Genomic DNA, 13309 nt, shown 5'->3' on the forward strand with positions numbered 1-13309 from the left:
TCGGAAACTACGTGTGCTTACTGATCGATGACTCGTTCTTGTTCAGAGAGGATGTTTGCGTGTTCGTCACGCGCTTCATTGTGCGCTCCAACGTCCCCTTCGTCTCGGTCTGCGAGTTCCTGTAATCGATCTTCTTTCCCATAGAGGGTCACGGTATCTTCCGGTTGAATCTCTGTATCGGGACCGGGGGCACCAATATAGTCCTCGTTTCGCTCGATCCCGAGCAGGATCACCCCTTCGTCAGAGAGATTCAATTCTCTGGCTGTATCATTTGCCAACCATTCGTCTTCGTTGATCTCAACTTCGGCGACGCGATATTCACTCTGAAGACCGAGTACCTGCGTGTAATCTTGGATGGTAAGGTCAGTCGTATGGTCAAGTGCCCCTTCGATAACTGGCGTCAATGCTCGATTCAATAGTTGGCTCCGAGCGAGAAGGATAATTCCAACAACGCCACCGATAACGTAGATGAGGGTAAGGATGTTTTCGCCCTCAGCGTTGATGAACGACAGAAGGAGCGACGCGAGCGCACTCACAACTCCGACACTTCCAAGTCGGATAAGCCAGATGACAATGGTTCGTCTGCTTGGCTCCGAGACCGTAAACTCTGCCTCTTCGGTCGTGTACCCTGCTCCCGAAAATGCCGATGCCGCCTGAAATGTGGCCACGTCCGGTGAGAGACCAGTCATTCGAAGTGCAATCGCTCCGATCCGGATCACGAGTAGTGCGAGGGCAAAGATGATGAAAACGGACAGGATTTGATTGGTCGCTACCATGAGATGGCGTCCTACAGAGCGCTGTAAAAAGACGTAGTCTTCATTCAACGGGATTGCGATATGAGCAGCCTCTACTGAACGTCTTTTTCACGCTCACTTCGAATAACAAAGCTGTCCTACCAACTGCTATATCGACACCCTATTACAGCAAATCGGATCCGTCCTCGAACCGCGCCTCGAGCAGCCGTTCGACGTACTTCGAGAGCACGTCGACCTCGAGGTGGATCGGGTCGCCGGGCGATTTCTCGGAGAGCGTCGTGAGGGCGTAGGTGGTCGGGATGATCGCCACGGTAACACGCCCGTTTGCTGCGTCAAGATCAGCGACGGTGAGGCTGATGCCGTCGAGCGTGATTGAGCCCTTGTCGACGACGTAGCGGCCGTAGCCCGCGGGCAAATCGAACTCGAAGAACCAGTCGCCTCCCGGCTCGTCGCCGGTCGGCTGTTCCGAGGCGCGTGGCGCCTCGCTCTCCTCCACCGATTCGACGTTCGAAACCGTCGCGACAGCGTCGACGTGACCCTGAACGACGTGCCCGTCGAATCGCCCGTCGGCCGGCATCGCTCGCTCGAGGTTGACGACGTCGCCTTCAGAAAGCTCACCGAGATAGGTCCGTTCGACGGTTTCCGTGGCGAGAAAGACTTCGAACCACGCCCCGTCCTCGAATCGCTCGACGGTGAGACAGACGCCGCTGACGCTGATACTCTGGCCGTGCTCGAGTCCCGTTGCGACCTCGTCGGCCGTGATCCGCAATCGAAGCCCGTCCTCGCTTTGGGCACGCGTGACGATCTCGCCGGTTTCCTCGACGATTCCCGTGAACATACTCGAACGTGCCCGCGGACGAATAAATCCGTTCCGACACCGTGATGCATTCCACGTTCGTCATCGAAAAGTTGTCGAGTTGTATTTTGCACTGGCGTCCGTTGTCCGCAACTCGCAAGCGACAGTCGCCGTCCTTTTGTCCACACCTGCGGTATCCTCGCCCAATGGCCGGTATCATCGATACGATCAAATTGGCAGGGACGCTCGTTCTCGCGCTCCCCGCCGCGCTCGCTGGACTCGAGTTCCTTCTCGTCCGTGGAGATCATTTCGTCGGTGCGACGTTGATCGTCCTCGCCGTCACGCTCGTCATCGTCCAGCAGCGAGTGACGTTGCCCTCCGACGTTCCCGGCCTCCTCGCCAAACGAGCCGCCGGTGCGATCCCAAAAGACGCTGACGACGACCAGAACGACTCGAGCGAAACGACGGCAGAATCGAGCGACAAGCGTTCCTAACGCTCCACCATCGCTGCAGGCTCGAGCGACCGGGACGGTCCCTCTAGATACGCCGCCCGTTGCTCGCCGTCCGGTTTGACGAGCACGTCGGCGATTCGGAGCCACGACCCGTCGTCGACGCGGGCGGCCGACTCGAGTCGCACGACGCTTCCGGATTCGATCCGGTCGCCACCCTCGAGGGGTGGCTCGACTGGCTCGAGACCCACGCCGGAGACGCGAGTCTGAACGGCATCGGGCTCTTCGAAACCGAACGCGCGCACCTCGGCCTCGAGGTCGGCTTCGACGGCGGTCACCGACTCCGAATCGGCGGTCAACATAGCCGCTGCGGAGCGAAAGGACTGGGTGACGCCGACGTGAGCCCGGCGTTCTCGCCCGCCGTCGCCGTCGACGACGAACGTTCGAGTCAGCCCGCCGTGATAGCCCCCGGGCCCGCATGGGGCCGTTTGGACGACGATCGGTTCGTCGGCCCGAAGCGGATCGGCCGTCGAGGAGGATCCTGCTTGCTCCTCGAGCGTCGACGGGTTGTGCTCGGGGTCCGGATTGACGATCGTGTTTGCCCCGGGAAGGCCACCGGCCGAGACGATTTCCTCGTCGACCAGCGTTCGGAGTCGCGCCGGCGTCAGTGGCTCTCCTTCGAGAACGAGCGTTCCGTCGTCGATCATCGTACTCGAGAGGGCTGTCCCGGCACGACGGACGCCGGCGGTCGCGGTCGCCTGCGCACTCGCGATTCGGTCCAATTCTCGCTCCGTCTTCGTCGCTCGAGTCCGACTCACGACAGCCGACGAGGCTAACTCGAAGCCGGCCTCCTCGAGGTAGAGCGCGCTGTCGTGTGGAATGTGTCGTGGGGCGAGCACCGTTCCCGTCTCACTCGAGTCGGCGAGTTTCATTGCGAGCGCGTCGGTTGGGTGACTCGAGGCACTCGTCGAGAATTTCGCGACCCACGCGTCGCCATCGAAGGCGAGTGCGACCGTCTCGCGGTTCCGTTCGGCGATGTGAGGACCGTGACCTCCGCCGGTGATTCGAGGGCGGTCGGCTGTCCCGTCGACCGTCGCCGATTCTTCGAGCGCGAACTCACAGTATCGAATCGTCGGATCGAAACGGGTGCCTACGACCACGAACGCGACCGCCTCGCGCACCTCGAGTTCCTCGTTGAGTGCCGCCTCGAGCGAGTCCACAGCGGTTTCACCGGTGGTGGGTGACGGCGCTGACGTCACGGTGCTTCGGCTTCGAGTTCCTCGCTGTTGGCGTCTGCTTCCTGGGGCTCTTGAGCCGCTTCGATGATCTCCTCGAGTGGCTCCTCTCGGAGTTCGTTGTGGAGCAAGACGTCGATCGGTAGCGTCGGAGCGCCGTCGACGAGGTTCTCGAGTATGACGAGGCGTTCTCGAGCCCGGGACATTCCGACGTAGAAGACGCGGCGTTCGTTGTCGGTGAGGACGGGAACGGGCGAGGTCGTTTTGGTAAACTCCTCACAGCCGGGAATGGCTTCGGGGTCGTCGACGGTCGCGACCATCTGCTCGACGACCTTCTCGGTGAGGTCGGTGCCGATGATGACGTGGTCAGCCTCACGACCCTTCGCGGAGTGGATGGTGCCGACGCGGACGCGGTCGGTCGCCATGCCGGTGTACTCGCCGATTCCGAAGTAGGATTTGATGCTTTTCTTCTGGAAGTTCGTCACTTTCCGGACCATGTCAGACGCCGAGGCTGGGCCGGGCATGAACGGGGCGTACTCCTCGATTACGTCGGCCGGAATCATGAGTTCCTCGAGGTCCTCGATGCCGGTCTCTTCCTGGCGCTCGTCGATTTCGTCGAAGAGTCCGTCGCGTTCGTTCGTTCCGAACGCGGACTCCTGAAGCATGTCGGCGAGGCGTCGTGCCTGCAGGCCGGTAACGTCTTCACCTTCCTCGAGCGCTTCGACGGCGCGGACGTACTGGGTGAGTCGGTCGGTCCACATTCGCTGGTCGGTCAGCGAGGTGAAGGGGACGCCTTCGGTGATGAACTCGTCGATGAACTGGAACATCTGATAGCGCGCCCGGAACAGGATCATGATGGTGCTATCGTCTTCGACGAGCGTTCGGCGGACCATTCGGACGACGTCGAGCATGGAGGCGTTGCGCCGGGCTTCGACGGCACCGCCCTCTTTTCGCGGCTTGAGGTCCTTGTCCTGGCGCTTGTCGATGTGGCGAATTTCCTTGTTGACGGCATTGAGGACGTTCGATGGAAGCCGGTAGGAGTTTGGCAGAATAACGTCGTCGTCGACTTCCTCGTCGAGTAAGAGTGCCGGATCGGCCCCCTGCCAGGAGTAGACAACCTGATCGTCGTCGCCGGCGATGAGGACCTGCTCCATGTGTGGTTTCCATTCCTCGTAGACGTCGTATTGCATCGTCGTGATGTCCTGAAACTCGTCGATCACGAGGTAGTCGACGCTCGGGAGGAGCGAGCGTTGTTTGACGCGCTCGAGCATGTCCGCGAAGCCGATCTTGCCGTGTTCGCCCTTGTAGGAGCGCCAGCCGCGAATCGCTTCGGGAACGTCGATTCGGTCGTCGTCGGAGGGCCACGTCGGCGTGTACTTGTTGCCCTCCTGGGCGTTCGAGTCGATCTCGGGCGGGAGTCGAACCTCCTCTTCGTCCCATTGGAAGGGGACATCGTACCAGTCGGCGACGTCGCGGCTGGTCCGCTGGAGCCACTGGCTCGTCGCGATGATCTTGTTTCCGATCGTCGTCGAGCGAGCGGTTCGGCGACCGGCACCACTGTACTCGTCTTCGTACTCGATGCCGTACTCCTCACAGAACTCTTCTTTGTCGGACTCGCCGATGACGTCGTTTCGAGAGAGATCGAGCAGTTCGTAGGCCTTCGCGTGCATCGTACAGACGTTTCCTTGCAGGGCACGCGGACTCTCGTCGAGTCGCTCAGCCAATCGCTCACGAACCTCTTGTGCAGCCGCACGAGTGTACGAGACGACGAGGATATCCCGGAACGTCACGTCATCCTGTTCGAGGATTTCTTCGACGTGGTCGAGCAGGGCAGTCGTCTTCCCGCTGCCCGGACCACCGAACAACCGGGTCACCTTCGTCTCCGTGGTAGCCATTGTAGCTGTTCAGGGGCGCGACACCCATAAGTCACGTGGGTTTTCCTCGAGAAAAACGTCGACTCGATTCCGGGGACTGCGGCGGGACGCTGTTTTGCGGGCTCTACTGATTTCGCGTCGAACGTGCGTTCCGAATTTCGGCACCGTCTCGGATCTTATCCCGGCAGTCGGGACAGACTCGAGGGTTGTCGACGCCACGCGGTGTGAACACGCGAGCGTATGCATCCGTGACGAACGTCCCACAGTTCTGGCACTCCGGCATAGTCGTTCTCAGCGAAATGTTGGTGATGGAGAGAATATAATTGTATCGAACACAGTTGGAAATATTATCGGTTCCCTCCGTCGGATAATCGCGGGTAACAATCGCTTGTCGACGCTGTTTCCTTGGTCCGAGAGGCTGTCCGTCCGTCCCACGACGTACGAAACGGATCTGTGGGTCGACTCTGGACGACTGCAACGAGGGACGGTTGACTAAAAAATGTGGATATCTCCACCCTCGACGACGCAGTTGCTCTCTGTGAATGTCGACGGCTCGAAACGAAACGGCAGGCGAGCAGTTCGGTTCCGGGTGGGAAGACGGGAGCGGGGGATTACACCGTCGGCTCCCACCCGCAAACGGTACAACTTCGTGCGGACGTATCGTGAAGTCCGCCACAATCGGGGCACTGCTTTTTGTTATAGTCCTGTTCCCACCCGACTTGTTCTACCGCGTGACCGCGGTCGGCAAGGTATTGATCGATGACGTCGTCACCGGCTCCACTGGGTGAGGTTGCCATAGGTGTGTCAATAACTCCCACGCTCTTAAACTGTGTGGTTCACCCACATCTCTGCCTCGAGTGGTCTCTCTCAAACCCCGATCCACGATAGGTCAAACCGTTGGCCATCGGTTCTGACCCAGTCTCGGTTGCTCGAGACGCTCGACTCGCCACCCGACCAGCGGACTTTTCCCCTTCTCGGCCGAATTGACGGGTATGAGCGACCTTCGCCTCGATGCGACCCAACTCGATCGGTACTCGAGACACGTCATCATGGACGAGATTGGGCCCGAGGGCCAACAGCGACTGCTCGACGCCTCGGTGCTCGTCGTCGGCGCTGGGGGCCTCGGTTCGCCCGCGATTCAGTACCTCGCGGCCGCTGGAATCGGTCGACTCGGCATCGTCGACGACGACGTCGTCGAACGCTCGAACCTCCAGCGCCAGATCGTCCACGGCGACGCCGACGTCGGCCGGCCGAAAGTCGAGAGCGCGGCCGACTACGTCGACGCGCTGAACCCCGACATCGACGTCGACGCACACGAGACGCGGATCACGGCCGAGAACGTCGCCGACCTCGTCGCAGCGTACGACGTGGTCCTCGACGCCAGCGACAACTTCGCGACGCGGTACCTGCTCAACGACCACTGCGTCCTCACCGAGACGCCACTCTCTCACGGCGCGATCTACCGCTTCGAGGGACAGGTGACGACGTTCACGAACGAGCGCGGGGCCGAGTCAAGCGTCGGGGACGACTCGAGCGACGGGACCGGCGCCGATCAGTCTCCGGACTCTCCACCGTGTTACCGCTGCATCTTCCCCGAAGCGCCCGAACCGGGAACCGTCCCCGACTGTGCGACCACGGGCGTCCTCGGCGTCCTTCCCGGTACCGTCGGGTGCATTCAGGCCACCGAGGTCGTCAAGTACGTCCTCGGGAAGGGCGAGGTACTCGAGGGTCGCCTCCTCATGTACGACGCCATGGACATGGGCTTCGAGACGGTCGACGTGCGCTCGAACCCGACCTGTCCAGTGTGTGGCGACGAACCGGAAATCGAGTCAGTCGAAGACGTCTCCTACGACGGAACCTGCCAGATTTCGGCCGACTAACTGTTCTCCCTCGTTCTCAACGTACGTACTCGACGGCAGCCTCGCGCACTTCGAGCGCCCCGAGGACGGCGATACAGGAGACGAACGCGATCGTGCCGAGTTTGCCGCCAGCACCCTCGAAGACGGGCGTCACGGCCAGAAAGACCAGTCCGGAGAGGGCCCCAGCGACGGCGACCTGCCACTCGTCGGCCAGCCGATCGACGCTCGACATGCCGACGAAAGAGGCACAGAAGGCAACGGCGGCGAGCGTCGAACCGAGGTCCGGAAACGCGAGCGGAAAGGCGATTCCGGCGACCACGCCGACGACGCCGGAGCCGACGACCCCACCCCACTCGAGACGGACGCTCAGGACGACCGTGGCGACCGCGCCAGCGGCCGCGACGGGGACGATTAGGGAGAGGAACTCCCACTCGGGCGCGCCGGGATCGGCGTACTCGAGACCGACGAGCGCGCCCGCCGTGAGACAGCCGAACAGCGCGAGCGTGCCGAGTTTGCCCCCGACGCCGCCGAACGATTCCGAAGTCGCGGCGAACGCGACTCCCGAGACGATGCCGGCGAGGGCGACGTACTCGAGGGAGCCGAAGACGCCGGGCGAGGCCATGCCGACGAACGAGCCGCAGTAAACCGGCGCGCCGACGTTCGCGACGGCGAGGCCGGCGAACAGCCCGACCAGCGCGGAGGCGAGCACCGGCCCGAGGCCGGCGTAGACGCTCAGCGCGTAGGTTGCGAGGGCCCCGACGACGACGGCGAACCCATCGATTGCGTCCGAGCGATCGAAGCCCGGCTGGTCCGACTCGAACGCGCCGAGCGAGCGTCGGTGCTCGACGAGTCCGGCGACGGCGGCCGTCACCACGAGTCCGACCTGCACGCCGGTCGTTCCGGCGGGCATCTCCACGGGCTCGACCAGCGAGCCGACGAGTAAGGCACCAGCCGTCAGGAGCAACGCGAAGTATCCCGCGAGCTGTGCCGATCGGTACACGAGTACTGCCAGATTGGGGCGATAAGAGAGCGTTACGATTCGAGCCTAACTTCGCATCAATCCGCCGTCGATCGGCACCTCGACGCCGGTGACGAAACTCGAGCGCGGACTCGAGAGGACGGCGACGATATCGCCTAACTCCCGAGGCTCGCCCAGTCGGTCCATCGGAATCTCGTCTGCGAGGGCGGCGAGTCCGTCCTCGTAGTCGTCGTAGATGCCGCGTTCGACGTTCGCTTCGACGAGTTCCTCGATGCGTGCGGTCTCGATCGTCCCCGGGAGGACGGCGTTCGCGCGGATCTCCGGGGCGAACTCCCGGGAAATCGTCTTGACCAGTCCGCTCACGCTCCGACGAACCGAATTCGACAGGAGGAGGCCGTCAGCCACCTCCCGAACCGTTCTCGAGGTGATGCAGGTGATCGTGCCGTAGTCGGAGTCGAGGAGGTGTTCGCGGGACTCCTCGACGGTCCAGACGACGCTCATCACGAGCAGGTCGTAGGTCTGGTACCAGTCCTGTTCGTCGGTCTCGAGGAAGGTCGTACTCGGCGGGCCGCCTGCACTCGTGACGAGGTGATCGAGGCCGCCGAAGGCGTCAACCGTCTCGCTCACGAGGTGGGTCACGTCGTCCGGATCGGTGATGTCGGCCGGCGTGGCCAGCACTTCCCCCGCCGCCGTCTCCGCGAGTTCCGCGCGAGCGTTCTCGAGACGCTCCTCGTCGCGACCACAGAGCATCACGTTCGCACCCGCTGCGGCCAGTGCCTGGGCGCTCGCGAAGCCGAGGCCGCTCGAGGAGGCCGTCACCAGTGCGCTGTTACCGTCGAGGTCGAGATCCATGTGCGGGTAGACGGCGAGGAGCTACTAAGTAGCGATGTCGGCGGAAATCGATGCGGACGGTGGTGTGTGAGGCGAATCAGAACCGGACGTCCGAAGGGACGAAACGACTTCGCTTCAGTCAGCACCCAGTTCGTCGAAGTAGAGCGACTGTTGCTCGTCGGCCGCGGGTGACGTCAGCAGCGAGACGCCGACGGTGACGACGAGTCCGATTCCCATACCGACCAGACCGGCCGTCCACCCGGCGTAGACGCGCGGGACGACGGCGACGAAGAGACTCGAGAGGTAAAACGCCTGACTGAGGACGATTCCGGCGGTGATGCCGGCCCGAGTCGTCCGTCGCCAGTAGAGGGCGACCATCACGGGGAGGGCGAGCTGGGCGAAACCGCTGAATGCTGCGTCGCCGAGTTCGAACAGCGTGGCCGGATTCCAGAGGCTGGCGACGAACGCGGCCGTGGCAAAGATCACGACGCCGACTCGAGCGAGGAGATCCTCGCGGCGCTCGGAGAGGTCCGCTTCGACGAACGGTCTGTAGAGGTCCCGCGTGAAGTACGACGACCCCGAGAGCAACATCGAGTCCGAAGAGGACATCATCGCAGCCATCGCGCCGGCGATGACCAGCGCGGCGAACCAGACGGGCGTGTACTCCGCGAGCACGACGGGGAGAACGTTCTCGCCCTCCGGAATCGTCACGTCGAGGCCGCGAGCCCACGCGCCGAGCATGAACGAGGGAACGAACAGGAGGACGCAGAGGATCGGCCACAGCGCGAACGATCGTTTGAGTACCGTTCGCGAACCCGCGGCGAAGAATCGCTGGTTCACCTGCGGGAACATCGCGACGCCAAAGCCGATCGTGATCGCCGTCGAGAGCATCCACTGAACCGTGTAGAAGTCACTCCCCAGCGCGAGGTGGTGAGCCGCTTCGGCCTCGAGTGCCGACGTCGCCGCACTCGGACCGCCGACGACGGCGAGCACCCAGAGCAGGGCGATCCACGTCGCGAAGAGCATGAACGCCCCTTGCAGGGTGTCGGTCCAGGCGATGCCGCGCATGCCGGCGACGACGACGTAGAGGATCATGAACGCCGTAATGAGCCCTGCGCCGACGGCGTAGGGGACGGCCCCCTCGGTCAGGGCCTCGAGGGCCGTGCCTGCGCCCACCTGCTGGAGCATGACGTACGGAAAGAGCCAAAGCAGGCTGATCCCCGCGACGAGGCCGCGAAGCCGTCTCGAGGCGAAGCGGTCGCCGAGCATCTCACAGAGGGTGACGTAGTCGTATCGCTGGCCGAGCAGCCACTGTTTGTAGCCGATGACGTACCAGAGGATGGCGAAGATGATGCCGTCCATCAGGCCCATGACGAGCACCCATTCGGGGCCTTCCTGATAGGCGACGTTCGGCCCGGCGAAGAACGTGAACGCCGAGAGGAGCGTCGCAAACGTCGTGAAGAGCAAGACGATGGTTCCAAAGGTTCGACTCGCCAGGTAGAAGTCCTCCGCCGTTCGGTCGGTCAGCCGGTAGGCGACTAACCCGATGACCAACGCGAGAATCAGGTAGCCGACGATGATACCGAGTTGGATCGCCAGCGTCACTGTCGTTCACCTCCCGTCCCCGAGGCTCGACTCGAGTTTCCCTCGTCGCTCGAGTCCGTCGCCGTCGAGTTCGATTCGATGCCGATCCCCCAGGCTCGTTGGGTAAACACCCAGAAAACGACCGATGCAACCCCCATCCAGCCGACGTGCCACCAGAGCCACAGCGGTATTCCCCAGACGACGGTACCGTCACCCCAGAGGAACCACGGAATCGCGAGTCCGCAGAGAACGACCGCGACGACGATCCACCCCCAGACTTCGAGTCGACGCATATGCCGTGGTTGGAGTCGACGTTGGTAATCGTTTCCCTTCAACACTATCCATTGAAGAGAATTTCCTATCGGGTGCTCGAGTGCGTGCCGTCGTGCACTTTCCCCAAGGTGAAATCGCTCTTTCAGGGAGGAGAAAGAGTATAGGGGTCGGCAGGCGAATGTCACTTGAACTGATATGGCCCGGCTGTTTCCGTTCCGTTCTGAGCCCACAGAAACCGAGGGCCAACCGCGCGTCGTCGACCTCGAGGGTGAAGACGCCGACGCCGTGTTTAGCGCGCTCTCGTCGACGACGGCGCGGCGGATCTACGCACGGTTAGACGACGAACCGGGGACACCGAGTGACGTCGCCGACGCGATCGATTCCTCGATACAGAACGTCCGCTATCACCTCGAGAACCTCGAGGAGGCGGGATTGGTCGAGGTCGTCGACACCTGGTACTCCTCGCGGGGGAACGAGATGAGCGTCTACGCGACGACGAATGGGCCGTTGATCGTCACGAGCGACGAATCTGCCGCGAGTCGGCTGCGCGAAGCCCTCTCGAGGTTCGTCGGCGGTCTCACCGTCCTCGCTGGAGGGAGTCTGTTGGTCCAACTCGGACTGACCAACTGGGCCGAATCAGCCGCTGACGGTTCGGCTGGCGGTGCAGGTGCACCGGCCGGAACTGACGACGCTGACGGCACCGACGACACAGACGAGACTGGCGGCGATGGAGCCGATACCGAGAGAGCCGATACCGAGGGAGACGATGTCGACGGAGCCGACGCCGATGGAACGGGCGACTCGAGTGCCGACGACGCTGACGACGATTTCGGCGCGCAGGATGCGGACTCCGACGACGAAGCGTCCGGCGAGGACGGCACTGATGGCGACGGTGCAGACGGTGACGGCGCAGGTGGGGAATCGATAACCGGTGACGGTTCACTCGAGGGATCAGGGGACGGGACGGCGGAGGTCGCAGAGGTACTGTTCACGACGGTGCCCCCGGGTCTACTCTTTTTCCTCGGCGGGTCGGTCGTCTTGCTCGCCGTGACGACGTACTGGTACTGGGTTCGGCCAGCGTACTGAGTGGCCTCGTACTCCTTTCGTGTCGCGTTTCGCTCACGCTCTCGTGACGATAGTGATGATGTACAGGTCAACAGCTATTTCCCCGTCACGGCCCAAAATCTAGGTAACCGCTTGCGGTACCGTGTCTGCGGTATCGCATCCGAGGGGAGATACCATGGAAGACACCTCGAAATACCTCATCCACGCCGACGTCACTGCAGACGGTGTCGTCGAGCGAAGCGACGTCGTCGGGGCCATCTTCGGCCAGACGGAAGGCTTGCTCGGCGACGACCTCGACCTCCGCGACCTCCGGCAATCGGGGAAAGTTGGGCGCATCGACGTCAAAATATCGAGTACCGCCGGCCAGTCACACGGCCACCTGACCATCGCGACCAGCCTCGACAAGGTCGAAACCGCGACGCTCGCGGCCTCGCTCGAGACGACCGATCGCGTCGGCCCGTGTCACGCCGACCTCGAGGTCACGGAGATCGAAGACGTTCGCGCGGCCAAACGCAAGGAGGTCGTCGATCGAGCGAAGGAACTCCTGCAGACGGGATTCGACGACTCCGTGATGAGCTCCGAGGAGATTCTCTCGGAGGTCCGCCAACACGTTCGCGTCGAGGACATCACCGAGTACGAGGGCCTTCCCGCCGGGCCGCGAGTGACCGACAGCGACGCGATAATCGTGGTCGAAGGCCGCTCGGACGTGCTCACCCTGCTCAAGTACGGCGTCAAAAACGCCATCGCGGTCGAGGGGACCAACGTTCCCGACGCCGTGGCCGAACTCTCACACCACCGGACGGTGACGGCGTTTCTCGACGGCGACCGCGGCGGTGACCTCATCTTCGAAGAACTCGCGCAGGTCGGCGACGTCGATTACGTGGCGTTCGCGCCGTCGGGAACCTCCGTCGAGGAACTCGATCACCACCAATTGTTCGCCTCGCTGCGCAACAAAACCCCCTACGACGTCGTCTCGGGGGTAAACGAACCGCGGGAGGCGGTCGCTGCGACGGACGGCAGTTCGACCCCCGCACCGGCACCGACGGAGACTGAGCGCAACTCGCCTCCGAACGCGACGGAATCGACACCGACGGCGACTCGAGACGTCTCAGACGCGCCTGCGATTTCCACCCCCACTGACGACGCGACGACGACGCGCTCGTCGACACGTCCGGATGCACTCGAGGACGCGGACGCGGTCGACTCGGCCCCCACATCACGCGATGCGACGTCACCGCAGGCACTCGAGGACGATTCCGAGTCGCCCCGGACCGTTTACGAGCACGCGACGGCGATCATCCGGGCGGAGACCGACACCGTCCGGTTCCTCGACGCCGACGGTGAGCCGATCGACGAAGCGCCCGCCGGGGAGGTCTACGACGAACTCGAGGGACTCGAGTCGGCCCCGGCGACGGTCGTTCTCGACGATATCCTCGATCAGCGAGTACTCGACCTGGCGGCTGACCGCGGCGTCGAACGGATCGTCGCCCAGTCGCTCGGTCAGTTCACCAAGCGGCCGACGGGCGTGCAGATACACGCAATCGACGACATCGCCGCGGAGCCACCCGAGACGGAGTAACCCTTCGGCTCTCGGGTTCTTCCGGACTTC

Annotated in this window: 14 protein-coding genes; 4 read left to right on the forward strand and 10 right to left on the reverse strand. The window is 63.0% G+C overall.

Annotated elements, in window-relative coordinates:
• Window positions 1-17: 17 nt before the first annotated feature.
• Together BB347_RS00270 and BB347_RS00275 are read right to left on the reverse strand one after the other, a co-directional pair.
• Window positions 18-776 carry a TrkA C-terminal domain-containing protein gene (locus BB347_RS00270; RefSeq protein ID WP_076579628.1) on the reverse strand — a complete coding sequence of 253 codons (759 nt, stop codon included), beginning with the start codon at window positions 774-776 and terminating at the stop codon, window positions 18-20.
• Between the two features lie 142 nt (window positions 777-918).
• Complete coding sequence (locus tag BB347_RS00275) at window positions 919-1593, reverse strand: riboflavin synthase (protein WP_076579626.1); 675 nt, start codon at window positions 1591-1593, stop codon at window positions 919-921.
• A gap of 164 nt (window positions 1594-1757) precedes the next feature.
• Between BB347_RS00275 and BB347_RS00280 the strand changes: the two genes are divergently transcribed.
• On the forward strand, window positions 1758-2045 hold the full coding sequence (locus tag BB347_RS00280) for a DUF7533 family protein (RefSeq protein WP_076579624.1): 288 nt from the start codon (window positions 1758-1760) through the stop codon (window positions 2043-2045).
• Here the strand turns inward: BB347_RS00280 and BB347_RS00285 are convergent.
• From BB347_RS00285 to BB347_RS19500, 4 genes are all read right to left on the reverse strand, one after another.
• Window positions 2042-3220: a M24 family metallopeptidase gene (locus BB347_RS00285; RefSeq protein ID WP_236995967.1), complete on the reverse strand. Its 1179-nt coding sequence runs from the start codon at window positions 3218-3220 to the stop codon at window positions 2042-2044. The genes BB347_RS00280 and BB347_RS00285 overlap by 4 nt on opposite strands.
• Window positions 3221-3255: 35 nt before the next feature.
• Window positions 3256-5130, reverse strand: coding sequence for a UvrD-helicase domain-containing protein (locus BB347_RS00290; RefSeq protein WP_076579620.1), 1875 nt, complete (start codon window positions 5128-5130; stop codon window positions 3256-3258).
• Between the two features lie 103 nt (window positions 5131-5233).
• Entirely contained in the window at window positions 5234-5392 is a 159-nt protein-coding gene (locus BB347_RS19965; RefSeq protein WP_449289605.1) for a DUF7563 family protein, read from the reverse strand.
• Window positions 5393-5720: 328 nt separating this feature from the next.
• Window positions 5721-5906 carry an HVO_0416 family zinc finger protein gene (locus BB347_RS19500; protein ID WP_076579618.1) on the reverse strand — a complete coding sequence of 62 codons (186 nt, stop codon included), beginning with the start codon at window positions 5904-5906 and terminating at the stop codon, window positions 5721-5723.
• 195 nt (window positions 5907-6101) lie between these two features.
• Between BB347_RS19500 and ubaA the strand changes: the two genes are divergently transcribed.
• Window positions 6102-6989 carry an SAMP-activating enzyme E1 gene (gene ubaA, locus BB347_RS00300; RefSeq protein ID WP_076579616.1) on the forward strand — a complete coding sequence of 296 codons (888 nt, stop codon included), beginning with the start codon at window positions 6102-6104 and terminating at the stop codon, window positions 6987-6989.
• 16 nt (window positions 6990-7005) lie between these two features.
• On the opposite strand, the gene BB347_RS00305 is transcribed toward ubaA, so the two are convergent.
• The 4 genes from BB347_RS00305 to BB347_RS00320 form a co-directional block, all read right to left on the reverse strand.
• Window positions 7006-7968 carry a hypothetical protein gene (locus tag BB347_RS00305; protein WP_076579614.1) on the reverse strand — a complete coding sequence of 321 codons (963 nt, stop codon included), beginning with the start codon at window positions 7966-7968 and terminating at the stop codon, window positions 7006-7008.
• 45 nt (window positions 7969-8013) lie between these two features.
• Entirely contained in the window at window positions 8014-8799 is a 786-nt protein-coding gene (locus tag BB347_RS00310; protein WP_076579612.1) for an SDR family oxidoreductase, read from the reverse strand.
• Between the two features lie 114 nt (window positions 8800-8913).
• Window positions 8914-10383: a sodium:solute symporter family protein gene (locus BB347_RS00315; RefSeq protein ID WP_076579610.1), complete on the reverse strand. Its 1470-nt coding sequence runs from the start codon at window positions 10381-10383 to the stop codon at window positions 8914-8916.
• Complete coding sequence (locus BB347_RS00320; protein ID WP_076579608.1) at window positions 10380-10655, reverse strand: DUF3311 domain-containing protein; 276 nt, start codon at window positions 10653-10655, stop codon at window positions 10380-10382. Before BB347_RS00320 ends, BB347_RS00315 begins: the two co-directional genes overlap by 4 nt.
• A 175-nt stretch (window positions 10656-10830) precedes the next feature.
• Here BB347_RS00320 and BB347_RS00325 point away from each other — a divergent pair, with 175 nt between their 5' ends.
• Entirely contained in the window at window positions 10831-11721 is an 891-nt protein-coding gene (locus tag BB347_RS00325; protein WP_076579606.1) for an ArsR/SmtB family transcription factor, read from the forward strand.
• Window positions 11722-11875: 154 nt separating this feature from the next.
• Window positions 11876-13279 (forward strand): DNA primase DnaG, encoded by a 1404-nt coding sequence (gene dnaG / locus BB347_RS00330; protein WP_076579604.1) that lies wholly within the window; start codon window positions 11876-11878, stop codon window positions 13277-13279.
• Window positions 13280-13309 lie beyond the last annotated feature (30 nt).

Origin of the sequence: Natronorubrum daqingense (assembly GCF_001971705.1) — an archaeon.
Lineage (GTDB): Archaea > Halobacteriota > Halobacteria > Halobacteriales > Natrialbaceae > Natronorubrum > Natronorubrum daqingense.

Coding starts and splice junctions, on each gene's coding strand:
- BB347_RS00270 (WP_076579628.1), bottom strand. CDS start 776: ATGGTAGCGACCAATCAAATCCTGTCCGTTTTCATCATCTTTGCCCTC.
- BB347_RS00275 (WP_076579626.1), bottom strand. CDS start 1,593: ATGTTCACGGGAATCGTCGAGGAAACCGGCGAGATCGTCACGCGTGCC.
- BB347_RS00280 (WP_076579624.1), top strand. CDS start 1,758: ATGGCCGGTATCATCGATACGATCAAATTGGCAGGGACGCTCGTTCTC.
- BB347_RS00290 (WP_076579620.1), bottom strand. CDS start 5,130: ATGGCTACCACGGAGACGAAGGTGACCCGGTTGTTCGGTGGTCCGGGC.
- BB347_RS19965 (WP_449289605.1), bottom strand. CDS start 5,392: ATGCCGGAGTGCCAGAACTGTGGGACGTTCGTCACGGATGCATACGCT.
- BB347_RS19500 (WP_076579618.1), bottom strand. CDS start 5,906: ATGGCAACCTCACCCAGTGGAGCCGGTGACGACGTCATCGATCAATAC.
- ubaA (WP_076579616.1), top strand. CDS start 6,102: ATGAGCGACCTTCGCCTCGATGCGACCCAACTCGATCGGTACTCGAGA.
- BB347_RS00310 (WP_076579612.1), bottom strand. CDS start 8,799: ATGGATCTCGACCTCGACGGTAACAGCGCACTGGTGACGGCCTCCTCG.
- BB347_RS00320 (WP_076579608.1), bottom strand. CDS start 10,655: ATGCGTCGACTCGAAGTCTGGGGGTGGATCGTCGTCGCGGTCGTTCTC.
- BB347_RS00325 (WP_076579606.1), top strand. CDS start 10,831: ATGGCCCGGCTGTTTCCGTTCCGTTCTGAGCCCACAGAAACCGAGGGC.
- dnaG (WP_076579604.1), top strand. CDS start 11,876: ATGGAAGACACCTCGAAATACCTCATCCACGCCGACGTCACTGCAGAC.